The organism is Bradyrhizobium sp. HKCCYLRH1030, assembly GCF_051168395.1.
GTDB lineage: Bacteria > Pseudomonadota > Alphaproteobacteria > Rhizobiales > Xanthobacteraceae > Bradyrhizobium.
Window position 1 is genome coordinate 218,984 of record NZ_JBNPUY010000002.1, and the last position, 20,775, is coordinate 239,758.

Below are 20,775 nucleotides of genomic sequence, written 5' to 3' on the forward strand. Positions count from 1 at the left end.
CGTGATCGTCACGGCGGGATGTCGCGTCAGGATCGATCGGCGTCGTGCTGGACGATGGCCGGCGGTGCACCGGTGGCCTGCGCGCGATCTCGCGGCAGGGGATCGTTCATCGCCGAGAGCGCGCATAGCGCCAGCGAGCCCCAGACGGCGGCGCTGAAATACAGCGACATCCAGGCGATCTCTTCCTTCCAGTGCTCGAACTCGTGGGTGACGGTCCAACGCGTGGCGGAGTCGCGCAGACCGGCGAGCGGATGCAGGAGTGGCGTGCCGGCGGCGCGCTCGATGCGCCAGCGCTTCACATACATCGGGACGTCGATCACGACCAGGAAGGCGAGATAGCAGGCGATGCCGACGAGGCCCGCGATCAGAAGGCCGCGCACCAGGCCGTCGAACTCCGGCAGCAGCCGGCCGAGGCCGATGCCGACGAACAGGAAGGCCACCGCCCACAGCGAGTTCTCGATCGCGTTGTAGAGGAAATTCCGGGTGACGACGGCGTACCAGGAACAGATCTCCGCGACGACGATCAGCGGCACGATGATGCGGGCCATGTTAACCGCGGTCTCGGCATCGGCGATCGCGCCGAGCTGCGCGAGGATGATGGCCCACTGCGCCGCGAAGGCGATCTCGGCGATGGTCGCGACGGTGCGGCCGATGAACACGCTCGACAGCCAGCTGTCGACCAGGCAGATGCGCTGCACGTCGGCGCGCGGCAGCACCGAGCGGAAGGCGCAGCCGAACACATAGGCCGCCGACAGCGCCAGCATCGAACTGGTCTGGGACGCCTGACCCGACGAACTGCTGCCGCCGTTGAGCTGCCGGTACAGGATGAACCAGAACACGATGTTGGCGAGGCTGACGAGCGTCAGCATCGCCCACCACAGGGCGACCGGGTTCGACAGGGCTCGCGACTGCGCACGCATCCGGGCACTCCAAATTTCATGTGAACGACATCGGATCGTATTAATTCCGTCATGCAGCGGCAACCCATTCCGGCCACGGAGGATCGCAAAAGGCCGTGTGCCGGCGAGCCCTGCGGCCTGCACTGGGAGTTTCGTCACGATGTCCCGAGTTCCCTGCAGCGCGGCGGCCCTTGCGCCTCGATGGTCGGATTCCAAACCCCTTGCATGGATCGGCACGGGCGGAGGTGCTGCCCGCGTTGACGCTTCGCTAACCGCGAATCGCGCGTGCCAAAACCGGTCCCGCCGCGGACCGTAGCTCGGCTGAGCGAGGGTACATTGCCGATGTTGACGATCCTGTCCTGCCTGCCCGCCGATCATGATCTGCGCTACGTCGCCGCCGCACTGCTCGTCTGCGTGCTCGGCTCGATTCTGTCCATGCGGCTGCTCGCGCGGGTCCGTCGCAACGCCGGCCTCCGCCGCTTCCATCTGCTGTTTCTGGCCGGCCTCGTGGCCGGTGGCACGGTCTGGACCACGCACTTCGCCGCGGTCCTCGGCTACGACACGCCAGGATACCGCTCGTTCGAGCCGGCGATGACCTTCGCCTCGCTCGGACTGGCGGTGGCCTTTGCGTGGCTCGGCTTCTTCATCACGACACGCACCCAGCGCGGCCCGCTGATCGAGGCCGGCGGCGCGGTGTTCGGCTTCGGCATCGCCGCCATGCATTACAGCGGCATGAGCGCGCTCAAGCTCGACGGCGTGCTGACCTGGAACGTGCCGATGGTGTGGCTCTCGATCGCGCTTGCAACGGTGTTCGGTGCCGTTGCCGCCAACCGCATCGCGCGGCCGGTCACCCGCTTCTGCAAATATGGCAGCTCGCTCGCGATGGTGCTTGCGATCCTGAGCCTGCACTTCACCGGCATGCTCGCGTTGACCCTGGCACCCATGGCGGCCAGCAGCGCGCCGGTGCAGTCGCTGTCGGACAGCCTGATGCTGGTCACGGTCGTCACCGGCATCGGCCTGATCATGGCGATGGCCGCCTCGGCCTACATGATCGACATGCAGGCGACGCAGGAAGCGGTCGAAGGCTATCGGCAATTGGCGCTGCAGGACCCGCTGACCGGCCTGCCGAACCGCAGCGGCCTCGGCCAGCGGCTCGCGCCGCTGCTCACCGAGGGCGACGAGACCGCGCATCTGGCGGTGCTCGCGATCGACCTCGATCGCTTCAAGGACGTCAACGACGCGCACGGCCATGCCGCGGGCGATGCGGTGCTGACGGTGATCGCACAGCGTATTGCATCGACGCTGCAGCCGGGCGAGTTCCTGGCGCGAATCGGCGGCGACGAGTTCGTCGCCGTCAAGAGCGAGATCTTCGCGTGCACCGAGGCGGCGAAGTTCGCCGAGCGGATGCGCGCGCTGGTGCTGGCGCCCGTCGAGTGGGAGGAGCGCAGCCTCTCGGTCGGCTGCAGTATCGGCATCGCGCTGCATCCCGACCACGGCCTGACCTCGGACGAGCTTCTCACCCGCGCCGATCTCGCGATGTACCGCGCCAAGAGTCTCGGCCAGGGCAAGATCTGCACCTATGAGCCGTCGATGGACGAGGCCAGCCGGCGCCGCGCCGAGCTCGCGATCGACCTCAAGCGCGCGCTGGTGCGCAACGAGTTCGAGCTGCACTACCAAGTTCAGAACGACACGCAGAGCGGCGGCATCGTCGGCTTCGAGGCGCTGCTGCGGTGGAACCATCCGGTGAAGGGCCGCGTGCCGCCGAACGATTTCATTCCGATGGCCGAACAAACGGGGCTGATCGTCGACATCGGCGACTGGGTGCTGCGCACCGCCTGCGCCACCGCCGCGACCTGGAGCCGGCCGTTCAAGGTCGCCGTCAACGTCGCGCCGATGCAGCTCAACCACGACCTGCCGAAGCGCGTCGCCGAGGTGCTGCGCGAGACTGGATTGGCGCCGGAGCGGCTGGAGATCGAGCTGACCGAGACCGGTATCATCGCCGACCGCCAGCATGCGCTGCAGGTGATGCAGGCCTTGAAGGCGATCGGCGTCACCGTGGCGATGGACGATTTCGGCACCGGCTATTCGTCGCTGTCGACCCTGCAGGTGTTTCCATTCGACAAGATCAAGGTCGACAAGAGCTTCATCCAGTCGGTCGAGACCAGCGTGCACGCCGCGGCGATCGTCAAGGCGACCCTGCTGCTCGGGCGCAGCCTCAACATCCCGGTGCTCGCCGAAGGCGTCGAGACCGAACAGCATCTCGCCTTCCTGCGCGAGGAAGGCTGCAGCAGCGTACAGGGCTTCCTGTTCGGCAAGCCGATGCCGCAGGAGGCGATCAGCCGGATGATTCGTGAGGTCGGAGGTACGCCGGCGGCTGCCGTCGACGTACAGGCCAAGAAGGCTGCGGCCGCGTGAGGGCAGATCTTGTCATCGTGATTGCCTTGCGGCTGAACTGAACAGGCGGCCGCGAATGTGATGGCTCACCCTCCCCTGGAGGGGGAGGGTCGATCGCACGCGAAGCGGGCGAGCGGGGTGGGGTGATGTCTCCACGCGCCGGCTCCAGAGGAGAGATCACCCCACCCCGCCTCACGCGCCGCTTCGCGCCCCGTGAGGCGACCCTCCCCTCCAGGGGAGGGTGACCGCGGCACGCAGCCCGGCCAAGCTCGACGCAGCGTTACTCAGAACGTGCGGATGATCTTGAAGTCCAGCCCGTCGGCCGCGGCGAGATGCATCGCCATGCCGGCGCGGCCCTGCCGGATCGTCACCTCGCCGCGCGCGCCGGAATAGACGATGTTGCGGCCGGCGGCAGCGAGCGGTCGCAGGGACAGCGAGCCGGCGCGCTCGGCGGCCGCCTTGAGAAAGCGCAGGCCCTCGTAGTTCGACTGGCCGACCGATCCGACCGGCGGCGCATCGGCGCCGAACATCGCGGTGTAGCGGCTCATGAACGCGTCATTGGCCTTGGAGCCGATGCAGCTGAAATAGCCGGAGGCCGAATACAGGTTCTCGGTGTTGTCGGCGCCGATGCCGAGCAGCACCGTTTCGTCCACCGCGCCGGCGAGACGCAGGGTGGTCGCGGCGAGGCCCGACTCGCCGAAGGCGCGATTGAAGGTAATGCTGTCGGTGCCGATCAGCGAGATCAGCACGACGTCGGGCCTGGCAGCGCGGATCCGCGCCAGATGCGCCTCGTGGTCATCCTCGCCCACCGGCACGAACTCCTCGCCGACCACCTGGCCGCCGGCCTCGGTGATGAAGGTCTTGGTCTGGAGGTGCGACTGCCACGGCCAGACATAGTCGCTGCCGATCAGATACCAGCGCCGGGCGCGCTTGTTCTCCGCCAGCCAGTGGATGGCGGGGCGCGTCTGGCTGTGCGGCGTCTCGCCGATCGCCATCACGCCGGGCGTGCGCTCGCCGCCTTCATAGACCGGCGTATACACATACGGGATGCGCCCGCGGGTGAGCCGGCGCAGCGCCAGCCTCACCGCGCTGATATGCGAGCCCATGACCACGTCGATGTCGTCGAATTCGAGCGCGTCCCTGGCGCGCTCGGCCACCTCGTCCGCCGGCCCGCCGGAATCGTAGAACGACAACTCGATCTCGCGCCCGAGAATGCCACCGTGGCGGTTGATGTCGGACACCGCGAGCAACGCGCTGTTGGTCGCGGCCGGGCCCCAGATGCCGGGTGACCCGGAGAAGGTGAGGAAGTTGCCGATGCGCAGCCTGTTCTGGGAGCCGCGCCGCTGGATACGGTCAGGAGCGAAGGGGGCGAGTGCAGGAAGGCCGGCCCGCCGGGGCGGGCTCCTGAACAGCAGGGATGGCGGCAGACGGAGACGCCCGGCCGTGACAGATCCTGTCGAGAGCACACCCACTCCTTGGCCGCAACCGCGCCTGGCCCATTGTGGGCCGGCGGTCATACGCCGTCAAAATCAGCACGCGTTCGGCAAATATCCTATTCGAAAATGTTGAATGTTCAAGAATTGGGATGCATATAGATCGGGCAGCAACTGCCGGACATTCATTCAAGTCGGGACCGCAAGCGAAGTTCACCGTGGCCAAACCGCCCCATCCCAACAGCCCCCTCACCGAACATCTCGCCTACCTGCTCGCGCAGGCCAACCGGGAGATCAACCGGCAGCTGGAGTCGCGCCTGAGCACCGAGGGCGTGCCCGTCGAGCAGTGGCGCATCCTCAAGGTGCTCTCCGACGGCGAGGGGCACTCGATGGGCGATCTCGCCGACGCGGTCCTGCTGAACCACCCGACCCTGACCAAGATGATCGACCGCATGGTCTCGGACTCGCTGGTCTACCGCCGCCAGGACGCCCACGACCGGCGCAAGGTGCTGATGTTCATCAGCGATCATGGCAAGGCGCTATGCAAGCGGCTGAACTCGCTGGCCGCCAGCCAGGAGGCGCACATCCTGGAGAACTACGGCGACAAGGCCACCGGCGAGCTGAAGCGGCTCTTGGAAAATCTGATCGACGCGGCGAGCTGAGGCACGCTGCGCTGCCGACATTCAGGGCTAAGCTCTATCCTCCCGTCATTGCGAGCGCAGCGAGGCAGTCCAGAGCCCCCCCACCACCCTGGATTGCTTCGCTGCGCTCGCAATGACGCGGAAATCGGAGCGGTCTTCGCGTCGCATCAAGACGACTTGACCACGCCTCGTCTCCTCGCCTGCGGCAAATCGGGCGGTCCGCCCGGCAACGCCGGGATAGACGCAAGACGAATCCTCCCTCATCCTGTCCTGTGACGATCGCGACGAACGGGCCGCATAGAGCCCGCGCGCGATCACCGGCGGGACCAAAACCGCCGGACGAGGACACGACACAGGGAGGACAGGCCATGGGCATTCACCTGCTCGATCGCGCCATCGGCAGCGATTATCCGACATTCGCAAGCACCGCTGACATCCGCGCCTTCGAGCAGACGCCGTATGGCGAACGGATCGCCGCGCAGAGCACCTATGAGGCGTTGAAGTGCGGCGCCTCGGTCAACCCGGATGCGCCGGCGATCCAGTTTCTGCCCAACGCCGATCCGGCCGACACGCCGGTGGTGATCTCCTATCGCGACTTCATCGCCCGGGTGACGCAGGCGGCGAACATGTTTCATGCGCTCGGAGTCGGTCCCGACGACGTCGTCAGCTTCATGCTGCCTTTGGTGCCCGACGCCTTCGTCACGCTGTTCGGCGCCGAGGCCGCCGGCATCGCCAACCCGGTCAATCCGCTGCTCGAGCCGCACCAGATCGCCGAGATTCTCGATGCCGCCAGGACCAAGGTGCTGGTGGCGCTCGGCCCCCTGCCCGGCACCGACATCTGGCAGAAGGTCGAGAAGGTGCGCGGCGGCCTCAAGCACCTCAAGGCGATCGTGCAGGTGCATGGCGGCGGCGGTGACCCCGCCAACGGCATTCACGCGTTCAACGACCTGATCGGAGCGCAGCCGAGCGACCACCTCGTCAGCGGCCGGCAGATCAAGGCCAGCGACACCGCCGCCTATTTCCACACCGGCGGCACGACCGGCACGCCGAAGCTGGTGCGCCACAGCCATGGCAACCAAGTCTATCAGGCCTGGGGGATCAACCTGGTCCTGAAGGCCAAGCCCGGCGGCACCTTGCTGTTCGGCATGCCGCTATTCCATGTCGGGGGATCGCTGACCCAGGCGCTGCAGACGCTGTCGGCGGGCGGGTCCCTCGTCGTGCTGTCGGGCGCCGGCTGGCGCAATCCGAATGCGGTGCGCAACATCTGGGGCCTGGTCGAGCGCTTCAAGCCGGAGACGCTGTCGAGCGTGCCGACCGTGCTCGCCGCGACTCTGGCTGTGCCACAAGGTGCGGCCGACATCTCCAGTCTGCGCTATGCCGCGGGCGGCGGCTCGGCGATTCCGGTCGCCGTGGGGCAGGCGATCATGGACAAGCTCAAGCTGCCGGTGATCGAGGTCTACGGCATGACCGAGACCGCGAGCGTGCACACCATGGCCTATCCGGACCAGCCGATCCGGCTCGGCTCGGTCGGCCTGCCGCTGCCTTACGCCAAGGTGCGGATCGTCAAGCTCGATGCCGACGGGCGTTATGAGCGCGACTGCGCCGTGGACGAGATCGGCGTCGTCATCATGGCCGGGCCCGGCGTGTTCTCCGGCTATCTCGACGACGCCCACAACAAGGGCGCCTTCGTCCAGGGACATTGGGTCAACTCCGGCGATCTCGGCCGGCTCGATGCCGACGGATTCCTCTGGATCACCGGCCGCGCCAAGGACCTCGTGATCCGCGGCGGCCACAACATCGATCCGGCGCCGATCGAGGAGATCCTGTTCCAGCATCCGGCCGTGGGCTTCGCCGCGGTGGTCGGTCAGCCCGACGCCTATGCGGGCGAGCTGCCGATCGGCTATGTGCAGCTCAAGCCCGGCGCGAGCGTGCAACCGGGCGAGCTGGAGGACTGGGTACGCGCCCGCACTCCGGAGCGCGCCGCGGTGCCGGTGCAGATCATCCCGATCGATCCGATGCCGGTGACCGGCGTCGGCAAGGTGTTCAAGCCGCAACTGCGCTGGGACGCCGCGACGCGGGTGTTCACCAAGGTGCTGTCGCAACTCACCGACCGCGGCATCGATTGCAGCGTCAAGGTCGGCCCGCACGGCAGCCACGGCAGCATCGCGACGGTGACCTTGCGCAACGTGCCGGCGGAAAGCCGCGAGGCGATCGAGAACGAGGTGCATACGCTGCTCGCGCCGTTCGTGATCCGGCACGAGGTGGTGATGGAGTGAGCTGCCCCGAGTCGCCAGCAAAGTTCCCGTATTTTTGCGGCATGTTGCTGGCGGACAACATACAGAACTACCATCAGGTGCTACCACCTCAGCGCGAATGTGCTGAGGTGTCTTGGAATGCTCAAGGTTCTGCTGACTTCAACGGCGATCGCTTTGTCCGGTGCAGCGGCGGCTGCTGCCGATCTGCCGATCACGGCCAAAGCTCCAATTCCGGTCAGGTTCAGCTGGACCGGTTGCTCCATCGGCGGTCACGTCGGAGGAGTCGTCAGCACCGACACCACGATCAACGATTTGGGAGCCGTCAGAGACTACAGCAGGGCCGGCGTTGTTGGCGGCGGCCAAATCGGTTGCGATTATCAGTTCGCACCGGCCTGGGTGATCGGCGCCGAGGCCCGCGCTGCCTGGAGCAGCCTGCGAACCAGCCATGGCGGCACGGTCCGAAATCGCATCACCGGTGTGATTCGCCCGTCGCAGTTCATCACGACGAACGATTTCCTGGGCTCTGCAACGGCCCGGCTCGGCTATGTCTACGCCGAACGCTGGCTGGTCTATGCCCGCGGCGGCGCGGCCTGGACGCGCGAGCGCAACGAGGATCCGTTCATCCTTCAGTCTGGAGTCGCCGTCGATCCGAGCACGACCTCAATGCGAACCGGATGGACGGCGGGCGCAGGTGTGGAGTGGGCCTTTGCCCCGCACTGGTCCGTGAATGCCGAGTACAACTATTACGATTTCGGCAAAAGCGGCATCGTAATGACCAACACGGTGCCGGTCGTCAACATCACGGGCTTCGAGGTCAAGGACCGCATTCACGCCGCGACCCTCGGCGTCAACTATCGGTTCTGAGACGCGCTCTACCTCTCCGGGCGTTGAAGGCAACGGACAGGCCTCCGCCGTTCATTGCTAGTTTGGTCCGGTTGCTGATGCGACGGGCAAGGCGATGCCCTTCTCCGCCAAGGCCTTGCGCAACAGATCCGGCCGATCGGAAATGATGCCATCGACGCCGGTGTCGATCAGTCGCGCCATGTCCTCCGGCTTGTTCACGGTCCAGACCACGACCTGCAGCCCGAGCGCATGCGCTTCGGCGACCAACCCCGGCGTGATGTCGGCGAAATAGGGTGACCACACCTTGCCGCCGGCCGCTTTGATCGTGCGCGGCAGCGAGCCACCGTGATCGGCAGGATTGAAGCCGGCGGTCCAGCGGGTGGCCTCGGTCAACGACACCGTCGGCGCCTTGCCCCGCTGCAGTGACAAATAGACGGTTGGAATCCGAGGTGCGCGTTGCTGTACCAACTGCAGGGTGCGCCAGTCGAACGACTGGATCATGACGCGATCCGCGAACTGCTCCGCATCGATCAGGCCGAGCAGCAGGCTGACGAACCGCGCCGGGTCAGGCGCTTCGTTGGGAAACGCCGGATCGAGCTTGGTCTCGATGTTGAGACGCACATGGTCGTCTCCCGAGCGCCTGACGAGATCGAACACCTGCTTCAGGGTCGGAATGCGCGGCGGCACGTCGCCTGCGAGCGGCTGCTGCTCCGGAAACTGCCTGGCATAGTCGCTGCCGGGGCGAATCCGGCCGACATCGTAGGACTGCACCTCGGCCAGCGGCAGGTCGATCAGCAGCGGTCCGGGCGGCACGACGTAGTTGCCGGAAGCGTCGCGGGCGAGACCGGGATTGAGCCGCCGCTCGTGCGAGACGACCAGCACGCCGTCGGCCGTGGCGCCGACATCGAGCTCCAGCGTATCGACGCCCAACGCGAGCGCTGCGGCGAAGGCCTGCAGCGTGTTCTCCGGATGCAGTGCCCGCCCGCCGCGATGAGCCTCGACGTCGAAGGCTGTCGCGGGACTCGCCAGACCGGCCAGCAACAGGGCCGCACAGAGGGAGAGAGTTGGACGGTGCATGGCACCAGCCTACCATGACGGCGCGGATTGCCCATTCCCCTTGTTTCGGCTGGCCTTCTGAATTAGGCCTTTGCCACAGACCGGCGGATAACGCTGGCCACGGATGGATCGAGGGAGGCGATCCGCGCGCTGCACGCGTCGTGCCAGCATCCCTATCGACCCTCCTTTCGAGCTTTGTTTCCCGAGTTCAGGCGCGACGGACCCATGCCCATGACCGACCTTCCTGTCATCATCGCCGGCGGCGGCATCGGCGGCCTCGCGACCGCACTCACCCTGCAGCAGATCGGCGTGCCCTGCGTGGTCTACGAGAGCGTGCGCGAGATGCGGCCGCTCGGGGTCGGCATCAACCTGCAGCCCAATGCCGTGCGCGAGCTGTATGATCTGGGCATTGGCGCCGACGATCTCGATCAGGTCGGCGTGCCCGCGAAGGAATGGGCGCTGGTCGGGCTGAACGGCAACGACATCTATTCCGAGCCGCGCGGGCTGCTTGCCGGCTACAACTGGCCGCAATATGCGGTTCACCGCGGCAAGCTGCACATGCTGCTGTACAGCCGGCTGGTGCAGCGGACTGGCGCTGATTGCGTACGGCTCGGCAGCCGCGTCAGCGGCTATGAGAAGCATGCGGACGGCTCCGTGACCGCACGCGTCGAGCATGCCGATGGGTTGCGCTCCGAGCAGCGCGGGCGGCTCCTGATCGGCGCCGACGGCATCCACTCGGCGGTGCGCGCGCAGATGCACCCGGCGCAGCCGCCGATCCATTGGGGCGGCGCGGTGATGTGGCGCGGCGTCACTTGGGCGAAGCCGATGCGCACCGGATCATCCTTCGTCGGACTCGGCACCCATCGCCACCGCGTCGTGGTCTATCCGATCTCGCATCCCGACCCCAAGACGGGGCTGGCGCTGATCAACTGGATCGCGGAAGTGACGATGGACAACACCGAGGGCTGGAAGCAGACCGGCTGGTTCCGCCAAGTGCCGGTCAAGGAGTTTGCGCATCATTTCGCGGGCTGGACCTATGACTGGCTCGACGTGCCCGCATTGATCGCCGGCGCCGACGGCGCCTATGAGAACCCGATGATCGACCGCGATCCGGTGCCGACCTGGGTCGACGGTCCGGTGGCGCTGATGGGCGACGCCGCGCATGCGATGTATCCGACGGGGAGCAACGGCGCCAGCCAGGCCATCGTCGACGCCCGCGTGCTCGGCGCCTCGCTGCTGGCGCATGGCGTCACACCGGCGGCGCTCTCGGCGTATGACGAGAAGCTGTGCGGCCCGATTTCGCAGGTCATCCTGCGCAACCGCGGCGCCGGGCCGTTCGGATTGCTCAACCTGGTCGACGAGCGCTGCGGCGGGACGTTCACCAATATTGACGAGGTCATCCCGCCGGCCGAGCGCGACGCCTTCATGGCCGGCTACAAGAAGGCGGCAGGGTTCGCGATCGAGCAGCTCAACGCCGCGCCAAGGACGATTGCGGAAGGGGCGCGGGTCGATACGACCAAGGCCGCTTGACTACTAGATGGCACGGTAAGAGCCACCCTCCGTTATCGCGAGGAGCACAAGCAGCGAAGCAACCCGAAGCGGTTGTAGGCCTCTGAATTGCTTTCACCCATGCCCGCTAAGTTCTCACTTTGGAAAGCGGCTTGGAGGGGTCATGGGGCCTGGAGGTTCCGGCCTTGGCGTGTAGGTCGGGATTTCGCGAGGTGGGCGTAACTCCCCAGGAGACAACGGACCCGGCTTGTATTCTGGAGCAGGTTTGACGCCTTCAGGCGGCCGTAGCGGAGGGATATAAGGCCCGGCTTGGGATTCGGCTGCATAGCTCGCGCTACTGCACAGACAAGCCAAGATTATCAAGACTTCATGCGACCGTATCATCATCGGAAGCCTCCCATTTTGTTCGAAAGGCTACACGTCGCGTCGCAATCAAAATTGATCTACCTCAACTAAGGGTTGATTTTCGTTCGAGATTCCACTTGCGTCTCCCCGTTAACCAGAGCCATTCTCACAGCAGACTTGGCTGGCCACAGGTTTGGCGACAGCTTCACCTTAAGGCTGTCTCCGTCGGGCTTCTCGGATCTTCGCACCACCATCAAAGGCTTTCAGCTACGCGTAGCGGCCGTGGCAGTGCTTGTACTTCTTGCCGGAGCCGCAGGGGCAGTCCTCGTTGCGGCCGATCTTGCCCCAGGTCGAGGGATCGTTCGGGTTGCGTGCTTCGGCCGGGACCGGAGCGGCCCCCGAGGACGGCACCAGGGAGACGTTCGCGAAGGCCATCTCGTCCTCGCCGGTGCTGGGATCGGCGTGGTGCGCCTGCATCGGCGGCAGCGTCGGCTGCTGCTCCTCGGGTGGCACGATCTCGACCCGCATCAGCTGCGCGGTGACGGCCTCGCGCAGATGCGCGATCATCGCCTCGAACAGCGTGAAGGCTTCCGACTTGTACTCCTGCAGCGGATCGCGCTGGCCGTAGCCGCGCAGGCCGATGACCTGGCGCAAATGGTCGAGCATCACCAAGTGCTCGCGCCAGAGGTGGTCGAGCGTCTGCAGCAGGATGGTCTTCTCGACGTAGCGCATCACGTCGGGGCCCCATTGCGCGACCTTGGCGGCCATGCGCTCGTCGGCGTGGGTCTCGATGCGCTTGAGCAGCTCCTCGTCGGCGATGCCCTCTTCCTTCGCCCATTCGTCGACCGGCAGGTCGATGTCGAGCACGCGCTTCAGCTCTTCTTTCAGGCCGGCGACGTCCCACTGCTCGGCATAGGCGTGCTCGGGAACGTGCTTGGCGACGAGATCGTCGATGAAGGCGTGACGCATGTCGGTGATCGTCTCGACCACGCTCTCGTCCTGCATCAGCTCGACGCGCTGGTCGAAGATCACCTTGCGCTGGTCGTTCTGGACGTTGTCGAACTTCAGGAGGTTCTTGCGGATGTCGAAGTTGCGTGCCTCGACCTTCTGCTGCGCCTTCTCCAGCGCCTTGTTGATCCAGGGATGGATGATGGCCTCGCCTTCCTTCAGGCCGAGCCGGGTCAGCATGCTGTCGAGCCGGTCGGAGCCGAAGATGCGCATCAGGTCGTCTTCCAGCGACAGGAAGAATTTCGACCGGCCGGGGTCGCCCTGACGGCCGGAGCGGCCGCGCAGCTGGTTGTCGATGCGGCGAGATTCATGGCGCTCGGAGCCGATGATGTAGAGGCCGCCCGGCTTAGTCACGGTCTTCGCCGCCTTCGAGCCCTTGGCGGGCTCGATCTCGACCGTCTCCTCGGCCTTCAGCACGATCTCGCGGAAGCGGGCGATGTCGGCCTTGATCTGTTCGATCTTGGCGGCCTTCTCGGCCTCGTCGGTGATCCCGGCGGTCTCCTGCTGCAGGCGCATCTCGAGCGAGCCGCCGAGCTTGATGTCGGTGCCGCGGCCGGCCATGTTGGTCGCGATCGTGATCGCGCCAGGCACGCCGGCTTCGGCCACGATGTAGGCTTCCTGCTCGTGGAAGCGCGCGTTCAGCACCGCGAACAGCTTTGCCGGCTTGCCGGCGCGGGCCGCGGCATAGAGCTTGTCGAGCGCGCGCTCGCTGCCGAAATCGATCTGCTTGTAGCCGTGCTGCTTGAGATAGGCGGCCAGCACCTCGGACTTCTCGATCGAGGCGGTGCCGACCAGCACCGGCTGCAGGCGTGAATTCGCCCGCTCGATCTCGGCGAGGATGGCGGCGTATTTCTCCTGCTGGGTGCGATAGACCTCGTCGTCCTCGTCGAGACGCGCGACCGGCAGGTTGGTCGGGATCTCCAGCACCTCGAGCTTGTAGATGTCGAACAGCTCGTCGGCCTCGGTGGCCGCCGTGCCGGTCATGCCGGCGAGCTTCTCGTACATCCGGAAGTAGTTCTGGAAGGTGATCGAGGCCAGCGTCTGGTTCTCGGGCTGCACCGGCTGGTGCTCCTTGGCCTCGAGCGCCTGGTGCAGGCCTTCCGAATAGCGCCGGCCCGGCATCATGCGGCCGGTGAATTCGTCGATGATCACGACCTCGCCGTCGCGGACGATGTAGTCCTTGTCGCGGGTGAACAGCGTGTGCGCGCGCAGCGCCTGGTTGATGTGGTGCACGACGGAGACGTTCTCGACGTCGTAGAGCGACTCGCCCTTGAGTTGGCCGGCATCGCGCAGCAGGGTCTCGATCTTCTCCATGCCGGCTTCGGTGAGCGTCACCGTGCGCTGCTTCTCGTCGACCTCGTAGTCGGTCTTGTCGAGCTTCGGCACGAAGGTGTCGATGGTGTTGTAGAACTCCGAGCGATCGTCGAGCGGGCCGGAGATGATCAGCGGCGTGCGCGCTTCATCGATGAGAATGGAGTCCACCTCGTCGACGATGGCGAAGAAGTGCCCGCGCTGGACCATGTCCTCCAGCCGGTACTTCATGTTGTCGCGCAGATAGTCGAAGCCGTATTCGTTGTTGGTGCCGTAGGTGATGTCGCAGGCATAGGCCGCCTTGCGCTCGGCATCGTCGAGGCCGTGCACGATCACACCTGTGGTCAGGCCGAGGAAGCCGTAGATCTGGCTCATCCAGCCGGCGTCGCGGCGGGCGAGGTAGTCGTTCACCGTCACGACGTGGACGCCCTTGCCGGCGAGCGCGTTGAGGTAGACCGCGAGGGTCGCCACCAGCGTCTTGCCTTCGCCGGTCTTCATCTCGGCGATGTCGCCCTCGTGCAGCACCATGCCGCCGATCAGCTGGACGTCGAAATGGCGCTGGCCGAGGGTGCGCTTGGAGGCCTCGCGGACGGTGGCGAAGGCCGGGACCAGGATGTCGTCGAGCGTCTTGCCGTCGGCGAGCTGCTTCTTGAACTCATCGGTGCGCGCCTTGAGCTGCTCGTCGGTCAGCTTGGCGAGCTCCGGCTCCAGCGCATTGATGGCATTGACACGGGACTGGTAACCCTTGACGCGACGGTCGTTGGCGGAGCCGAATAGCTTACGGGCGAGCGCGCCGATCATTGCTGAAATCCTGCCTCTATGGGTCTGCGTTGCAGCCGTAACTCATGGTTTGGGTTTGCTGTTCCCGACGTGATGCACCGCAGCACCCGCGCCAGCCTCGACCTTCGGCGCCGGGCGGCGTCCGCCAGATGAGTGGGAGACAGGCAAACCAGGGTTCAACGGCCAAAAACGCAGCAAAATAAGCGCCATCGCCCTTGAAGCGACCGGGCAGAGATATGGCTGGGGGGGAACGTTGTCAACGGCGCCCGACAGCGGGGCCGTCGTCGCCAACCTGTCGCCGATTTCACGAAATTGACAGACTTTTCGCGTTGCCAAGGCACGGCGATTGGGCGAGTGTCCCGGCCGCCCTGAGGCCTCCCCCTCGAGCCCCCTCTTCTCAACAAGGATTTTCCATGACCACGTCGTTCCCGGTTACGAAAACCGGCCTGCGCCTCGGCCTTGCCACCGCTCTCGCCGGAAGTCTCGCGTTGTCCCTGCTTGCCGCGCCCGCACGCGCCGCCGACGATGCCAACCCGGTGCTGGCCAAGGTGAACGGCGCCGAGATCCGCAAGAGCGACGTGACGCTCGCCGAGGAGGAGCTCGGACAGAGCCTCGCGCAGATGGATCCGGCGACCAAGGACGAGAACGTGCTGTCGTTCCTGATCGACATGAAGCTGGTCGCCAAGGCGGCCGAGGACAAGAAGGTCGCCGATACCGAGGAGTTCAAGAAGCGCCTCGCCTTCACCCGCAACCGGCTGCTGATGGACAGCCTGCTGGCCAGCGAGGGCAAGGCCGCGACCACGCCGGACGCGATGAAGAAGGTCTATGAGGAGGCCGCCAAGCAGATCGGTGGCGAGCAGGAGGTCCACGCCCGCCATATTCTGGTGGAGACCGAGGACGACGCCAAGGCCGTCAAGGCCGAACTCGCCAAGGGCGCCGATTTCGCCGAACTCGCCAAGAAGAAGTCCAAGGATCCCGGTGCCTCGGACGGCGGCGACCTCGGCTTCTTTACCAAGGAGCAGATGGTGCCGGAATTCGCCAACGTCGCCTTCTCGCTGGAGCCGGGCAAGATCTCCGATCCGGTGAAGACCCAGTTCGGCTGGCACGTCATCAAGGTCGAGGAAAAGCGCAGCCGCAAGCCGCCGGAGTTCGACCAGGTCAAGGGCCAGATCGAGACCTACGTCACCCGCAAGGCCCAGGCCGACTACGTCGGCAAGCTGCGCGAGGCCGCCAAGATCGAGCGCCTGGACAAGCCGGCCGCCGACGCCGCCAAGCCGGCGGACGCGAAGCCGGCCGAGCCGGCGAAGAAGTAAGCGGCTCGGCTACTTGGCTTGAGACGGGACATGGTCGCGTCATAAGTGGTGTCGTCCCGGCGAAAGCCGGGACCCATACCGCGTGATGTTTGAAACAGGCACGCGGCCGATACCGGGGCTCCCAACTGGACCCTGTGGTTATGGATCCCGGCGTTCGCCGGGATGACAGCAGTGGGTGCAGTGACATCCACTCCCACAACGACGACCGAGATGATACAGAGCGCTTCCCGCTCATTCCCGGAAGCCTCTCCGATGTCCTCAGCCGTCTCCCCGCTCGCCCCCACCGATGTCCCCGACATGCCCGCCGTTGCGGGCGTCAAGCTCGCGACTGCGGCGGCCGGCATCCGCTACAAGAACCGCACCGACGTGCTGCTGGCGCTGCTCGATCCCGGCACCACCGTGGCCGGCGTGTTCACCCTGTCGAAATGCCCGTCGGCGCCGGTCGAATGGTGCCGGGCCAAGCTGAAGGGCGGCAAGGCGCGCGCGCTGGTGGTCAACTCCGGCAACGCCAACGCCTTCACCGGCAAGACCGGCAAGCAGTCGACGGCCCTGACGGCGGCGATCGCAGCCAAGGCGGTCGGCTGCAAGCAGGACGAGATCTTCCTCGCCTCGACCGGCGTGATCGGCGAGCCGCTGGATGCGACCAAGTTCGACGGCGTGCTCGAAGGGTTGGCCGGCACCGCGGCGCCTGAGGACTGGATGGGTGCAGCGCGCGCCATCATGACCACCGACACCTTCCCGAAGGTCGCCACCGCCACCGTCAAGCTCGGAAAGGCCAAGGTGACGATCAACGGCATGGCCAAGGGCGCCGGCATGATCGCGCCCGACATGGCGACGATGTTGTCGTTCATCTTCACCGATGCGCCGATTTCGGCCCCCGCGCTGCAGGCCCTGCTCAAGGCCGGCGTCGAGGACACCTTCAACGCGGTGACGATCGACGGCGACACCTCGACATCCGACACGCTGCTCGCCTTCGCCACCGGGGCCGCCGCGGCGAAGGGCGCACCGAAGATCAGCCGCGCCAGCGATCCGCGCGCGAAGGCGTTCGTGAAGGCGTTCAATGCCGTGCTGGCCGACCTCGCCGAGCAGGTCGCGCGCGACGGCGAGGGCGCCCGCAAGCTGGTCGAGATCATCGTCGAGGGCGCCAAGAGCAAGCCGTCGGCGCGCAGAATCGCGATGTCGATCGCCAACTCGCCGCTGGTCAAGACCGCGATCGCCGGCGAGGACGCCAATTGGGGCCGCGTCGTGATGGCCGTCGGCAAGGCCGGCGAGCCGGCCGACCGCGACAAGCTCTCGATCTCCTTCAACGGCATCCGCGTCGCCTCCAAGGGCGCGCGCGATCCGTCCTATGACGAGACGGAAGTCTCCGAGGCGATGAAGGCGCAGAAGGTGCAGATCAAGGTGGCGCTCGGCCTCGGCAAGGGCCGCGACCGCGTGCTGACCTGCGACCTGACCAAGGAATATGTCGCGATCAACGGCGACTACCGCTCGTAGCCGCCGGGATCAGAGCTGCTGGCTGACATGGACGGTGACCTCGACGCCCTTGGTCACCGGCCGATTGAGCATATCGGCCCCGTGCCGGACGTAGGCAAAGTGGTCTTCGCCGACGAAGCCCGGCTTCGAGACGTACACGACCTGCGCCCCCTGCACGGAGACCACGCCGTGGCTCGCAGCAGACAGCACGCGGACGCCGAAAATCGGTCCGCGCGAGTGCAGGACTGCGATGCTGCAGCGCTTGCCGGTTTTAGCGTACATGTGCCCTTGAGCCGTCTGGTTTTCCAGCGTCGAGAACGGCGGTACGATGCAATTGGCGGCCGAAGCCCCCGCCGAGAACGCCACAGTCAGCACACATGCCAGCGCAGCAGCCTTGATCACGCGAACCTCCCATCGGGTCGAGCACCCGATGGGATTTCACCTCAGGTCGTGACGGCGATCAACGCCATTTTTGATTGCAATCCGCGCCAACTCAACCCGCGATCCGTGCGTCGGCGACCGCCCTGTCGAACAATTTCTGCATCGCATCCGAGATGCCCTGGGTCGGCGACACCTCGAAATAGAACCCATCGGACGCGCACGCCTGCATGTTCTGCGCAATCTCGCTGTTCGGCGAGGGGCCGAACGGCCCCTTGTTGAACGGATCGATCCAGTTCATGTACCAGTTGTTCGTCGGCAGCTGCAGGTAGGTCGTGTAGAGCACGGCGATCTTGATGCCGCGGCTCTTCAGCGCCGTGCACAGCGCCGGATTGATCGGCGACTGGCAGCGGTTGCCGCCGGCCTTGGGCTTCAGGCACGCGGCATTGCTCTCGTCGGCGACGCCATCGGAGACGAAGAACAGGTATTTCAGCGGCGAACCCGACGTGCCGTCGCCCGGTGTCGCAATCTCGTTGTTGATCGCCGGCAACACGCTGGTGAACGGCGTATCCTTGTCTGCCGTATAGGAATCGTTGTTGCCATACACGCCCATCAGGTCGATGTTCCCGGCGGCACTCTTGGCGCTGGAGAGGCTCGACGAGAGCGAGAACAGCGACCGCAACCCGATCGTCTTCGACGCCGCACCGAAATCATAGATCGCCATGCGGAACTGGTTCGGATAGGTCTGGGTCTGCTGCGCCTTGTCCATCAGCTGCTGGGTGGCGCTGCGCAGCACGTCGATCCGGGTGGTGACGCCGATGCTCTTCGCGAGGTTATAGAAGTTGTTCGAATCGTTGTAGTCGTGGCAGGCAAAGGCGCAATAGCGGTTGCTGCCGTATCTTGCGTCCGATGTCGCATTGACCATCTTGGTCACGTCCGCCGGCGTCGCCGCCACGCCCATCGACGGCGAGTTGTCGAGCAGCAGGTAGAAGTCGATGTATTTCGGCATCGAGGCCTTGGCCGTCGACGAGCCCTGCAGGGTCATGGTCTTGAACCCGACGATGTTCATGAACATCATCGGCACGGTGGCCGTGAACGACACGGTGGCGCTCAGCACCGAGCCGGCCTTCTTCACCTCCGGCGTCAGGCTGGTCAGCGTATAGCCTGAGGTGCCCGACATGTTGCCGTTGAAGATCTTCGCCGCGTCGTCATTGCCGGCGGCGATCACGCCGTCCGAGGTCATCGTGCCTGCGGCGATGAAGGCCGGCGAGGTCCGGGACACCGCGCCGACCGAGGCGGCGTCGACCGCCGCCTGCAGTTTGGCGCGCATCTGGTTGGCGCGGCTGTAGTCGACGCCGCAGCCGACCGCGGTGATCAGCGGGACGCAGACGATCGCGAACGTCACCGCGACGTTGCCGCTGACGTCGCGCCGCAGGCGGCCGAGCAGGCTGGATAAAATTCGCATGAATGATGCCTAACAAACCATGAGGAGGCCATGGCGTTCACCCGTGAAAATACGCGGCCGGCCATTAAGGTTGGCTTATTTCGACCGTGGAAACCGGGCTCGAAACGGCCTAGGTTAAGATTCCCTCAACAGGCGCACTTGGTTCTCGGACCGGCGCATCCCTCTCAAACCGATCGGACCATGCCCGACCTGAAACTCACGCTCGTGGTCGCCTGCGCGCTCGTCGACGCCGACAATCGTGTGCTGCTGGCGCAGCGGCCGCCCGGCAAGACGCTCGCGGGACTCTGGGAGTTTCCCGGCGGCAAGCTCGAGCCCGGCGAGCGCCCCGAAGCCAGCCTGATCCGCGAGCTCGACGAGGAGCTCGGCATCATCGTGCGCGAGGCCTGTCTCGCGCCGCTGACGTTTGCCAGCCACGGCTATGAGACGTTCCATCTGTTGATGCCGCTCTACATCTGCCGGCGCTGGGAAGGCGTGGTCACCGCGCGCGAGGGACAGCAGCTCGCCTGGGTGCGGCCGAACAAGCTGCGCGACTACCCGATGCCCCCGGCGGACATTCCGCTCCTGCCGCATCTGATCGATCTGCTGATGTGAGGCGCCGCGATAGCCTCACGCTCACTCGTCATGCGCGGGCTTGACCCGCGCATCCATCGACATTCGGACTCTTCAAGAGGGATGGATCGCCGGGTCAAGCCCGGCGATGACGAGAGTAGCTATTCATCAGCTCCCGCGCGCGGGCTCCGGTTCACTGCCGCCTCGAGGCTCACCGTCGCCGAACCCGGCTTCAGCGGCTTCTGCTGGCTCTCGTGCGGGGCCCAGCCTGACAGCCAGATAATATCGAAGGTGGCGCGGATGCGGCCGTCGGGATCGGCGAAGCGCTCGGCATAGATCTCGGCCATGCGCAGCAGGGTGGCGCGGCGCGTCGGCGTGCGACGGCGCTCGACCAGGCTGTTGGTCGCGCCCATGCGGCGGAGATCCTGCATCAGGCCGAGCGCGCTGGCATAGCGGACCACGACGCGGTCGACGTCGGTGACGGGCAGCGCGAAGCCGGCACGCTGCAGCAGACCGCCGATGTCGCGCAGATCGGCGAACGGCGCGACACGCGGCGAGACGCCGCCCTCGCATTCGGCCTCGGCGGCGGCGAAGGATTGCCGGAGCTCGGTCAGCGTATCGCCGCCGATCAGCGCCGCCAGCAGCAGACCATCGGGCCGCAAGGCCCGGCGAATCTGCACCAGCAGTCCGGGCAGATCGTTGACGAATTGAAACGCCAGCGCCGACAGCGCGAGATCGAGCGATTGCGCGGCCAACGGCAGCCGCTCGTCCGCGGTGGCGGGCGCGGCGATATGCGCGAGCTGCGAGAGGCGTCCCGAAAGATACGGCTTCAAGCCGGCGGCCGGCGTCCAGACGTCGGCAGCCGCGGTGAAGGACCGGTTCACCGCGGCAAGGCGATCCGCGATATCCTCGGCGACGCGCTCCAGCAGGAAGGTCTCGGGCGCGCGCGCAGCCCGCCGCAGCCTGAGCGCGAGCAAGCTGCGATCGAACAGAACGGGAGCGGTGCCGGGCGGGGTCATGGGGGCTGGTTACGCCGATCCTGGTGGCCGGGCAATGCACCGCTTGAGCCGCGTCCGAGGCCACGCTAACCTACGATGGCCCGAGCCAAAAAATAGCGGCGTTC

The 20,775-nt window shown here is 66.0% G+C and carries 15 protein-coding genes; 8 read left to right on the forward strand and 7 right to left on the reverse strand.

The genetic code is table 11. The features are described from left to right. Positions 1-26: 26 nt before the first annotated feature. Entirely contained in the window at positions 27-920 is an 894-nt protein-coding gene (locus ACQR1E_RS06410) for a hypothetical protein (RefSeq protein WP_315715215.1), read from the reverse strand. Positions 921-1,241: 321 nt separating this feature from the next. On the opposite strand from ACQR1E_RS06410, the gene ACQR1E_RS06415 reads away from it, so the two are divergent. Continuing rightward, a complete protein-coding gene (locus ACQR1E_RS06415) occupies positions 1,242-3,314 on the forward strand; it encodes a putative bifunctional diguanylate cyclase/phosphodiesterase (protein WP_316170987.1) in 2,073 nt (690 codons plus the stop codon). Positions 3,315-3,577: 263 nt separating this feature from the next. On the opposite strand, the gene ACQR1E_RS06420 is transcribed toward ACQR1E_RS06415, so the two are convergent. Further along, a complete protein-coding gene (locus ACQR1E_RS06420) occupies positions 3,578-4,759 on the reverse strand; it encodes a substrate-binding domain-containing protein (protein ID WP_434896826.1) in 1,182 nt (393 codons plus the stop codon). Positions 4,760-4,944: 185 nt separating this feature from the next. Here ACQR1E_RS06420 and ACQR1E_RS06425 point away from each other — a divergent pair, with 185 nt between their 5' ends. The 3 genes from ACQR1E_RS06425 to ACQR1E_RS06435 all read left to right on the forward strand — a co-directional run bounded on the left by ACQR1E_RS06425 (position 4,945) and on the right by ACQR1E_RS06435 (position 8,486). Then, positions 4,945-5,388, forward strand: a complete 444-nt coding sequence (locus tag ACQR1E_RS06425) for a MarR family winged helix-turn-helix transcriptional regulator (protein ID WP_315715212.1) — start codon at positions 4,945-4,947, stop codon at positions 5,386-5,388. A gap of 347 nt (positions 5,389-5,735) precedes the next feature. Continuing rightward, positions 5,736-7,643: an acyl-CoA synthetase gene (locus ACQR1E_RS06430; RefSeq protein WP_434896827.1), complete on the forward strand. Its 1,908-nt coding sequence runs from the start codon at positions 5,736-5,738 to the stop codon at positions 7,641-7,643. Positions 7,644-7,760: 117 nt separating this feature from the next. Then, a complete protein-coding gene (locus tag ACQR1E_RS06435; protein ID WP_434896828.1) occupies positions 7,761-8,486 on the forward strand; it encodes an outer membrane protein in 726 nt (241 codons plus the stop codon). A 57-nt stretch (positions 8,487-8,543) separates the two neighbouring features. On the opposite strand, the gene ACQR1E_RS06440 is transcribed toward ACQR1E_RS06435, so the two are convergent. After that, the gene (locus tag ACQR1E_RS06440) at positions 8,544-9,542 is read right to left on the reverse strand and encodes a glycerophosphodiester phosphodiesterase (protein WP_434896829.1); all 999 of its coding nucleotides are present in this window, start codon (positions 9,540-9,542) and stop codon (positions 8,544-8,546) included. 210 nt (positions 9,543-9,752) lie between these two features. Between ACQR1E_RS06440 and ACQR1E_RS06445 the strand changes: the two genes are divergently transcribed. Beyond that, complete coding sequence (locus ACQR1E_RS06445; RefSeq protein ID WP_316166254.1) at positions 9,753-11,051, forward strand: flavin-dependent oxidoreductase; 1,299 nt, start codon at positions 9,753-9,755, stop codon at positions 11,049-11,051. A gap of 591 nt (positions 11,052-11,642) precedes the next feature. Here the strand turns inward: ACQR1E_RS06445 and secA are convergent. Next, positions 11,643-14,495, reverse strand: coding sequence for a preprotein translocase subunit SecA (gene secA, locus ACQR1E_RS06450; protein WP_316166256.1), 2,853 nt, complete (start codon positions 14,493-14,495; stop codon positions 11,643-11,645). A 392-nt stretch (positions 14,496-14,887) separates the two neighbouring features. On the opposite strand from secA, the gene ACQR1E_RS06455 reads away from it, so the two are divergent. Together ACQR1E_RS06455 and argJ are read left to right on the forward strand one after the other, a co-directional pair. Next, positions 14,888-15,787 carry a peptidylprolyl isomerase gene (locus tag ACQR1E_RS06455; RefSeq protein WP_316166257.1) on the forward strand — a complete coding sequence of 300 codons (900 nt, stop codon included), beginning with the start codon at positions 14,888-14,890 and terminating at the stop codon, positions 15,785-15,787. A gap of 252 nt (positions 15,788-16,039) precedes the next feature. Continuing rightward, on the forward strand, positions 16,040-17,281 hold the full coding sequence (argJ, locus tag ACQR1E_RS06460) for a bifunctional glutamate N-acetyltransferase/amino-acid acetyltransferase ArgJ (protein ID WP_315715203.1): 1,242 nt from the start codon (positions 16,040-16,042) through the stop codon (positions 17,279-17,281). A gap of 9 nt (positions 17,282-17,290) precedes the next feature. Here argJ and ACQR1E_RS06465 read toward each other — a convergent pair whose 3' ends face one another. After that, on the reverse strand, positions 17,291-17,662 hold the full coding sequence (locus ACQR1E_RS06465; protein ID WP_315751942.1) for a hypothetical protein: 372 nt from the start codon (positions 17,660-17,662) through the stop codon (positions 17,291-17,293). A 91-nt stretch (positions 17,663-17,753) separates the two neighbouring features. Next, complete coding sequence (locus tag ACQR1E_RS06470; protein WP_315715201.1) at positions 17,754-19,103, reverse strand: TadE/TadG family type IV pilus assembly protein; 1,350 nt, start codon at positions 19,101-19,103, stop codon at positions 17,754-17,756. A 180-nt stretch (positions 19,104-19,283) separates the two neighbouring features. Here ACQR1E_RS06470 and ACQR1E_RS06475 point away from each other — a divergent pair, with 180 nt between their 5' ends. Beyond that, positions 19,284-19,694: a (deoxy)nucleoside triphosphate pyrophosphohydrolase gene (locus tag ACQR1E_RS06475; protein ID WP_316166260.1), complete on the forward strand. Its 411-nt coding sequence runs from the start codon at positions 19,284-19,286 to the stop codon at positions 19,692-19,694. A 119-nt stretch (positions 19,695-19,813) separates the two neighbouring features. Here the strand turns inward: ACQR1E_RS06475 and ACQR1E_RS06480 are convergent, their stop codons facing one another. Next, positions 19,814-20,671, reverse strand: coding sequence for a methyltransferase domain-containing protein (locus tag ACQR1E_RS06480; protein WP_434896830.1), 858 nt, complete (start codon positions 20,669-20,671; stop codon positions 19,814-19,816). Between the last annotated feature and the right edge of the window lie 104 nt (positions 20,672-20,775).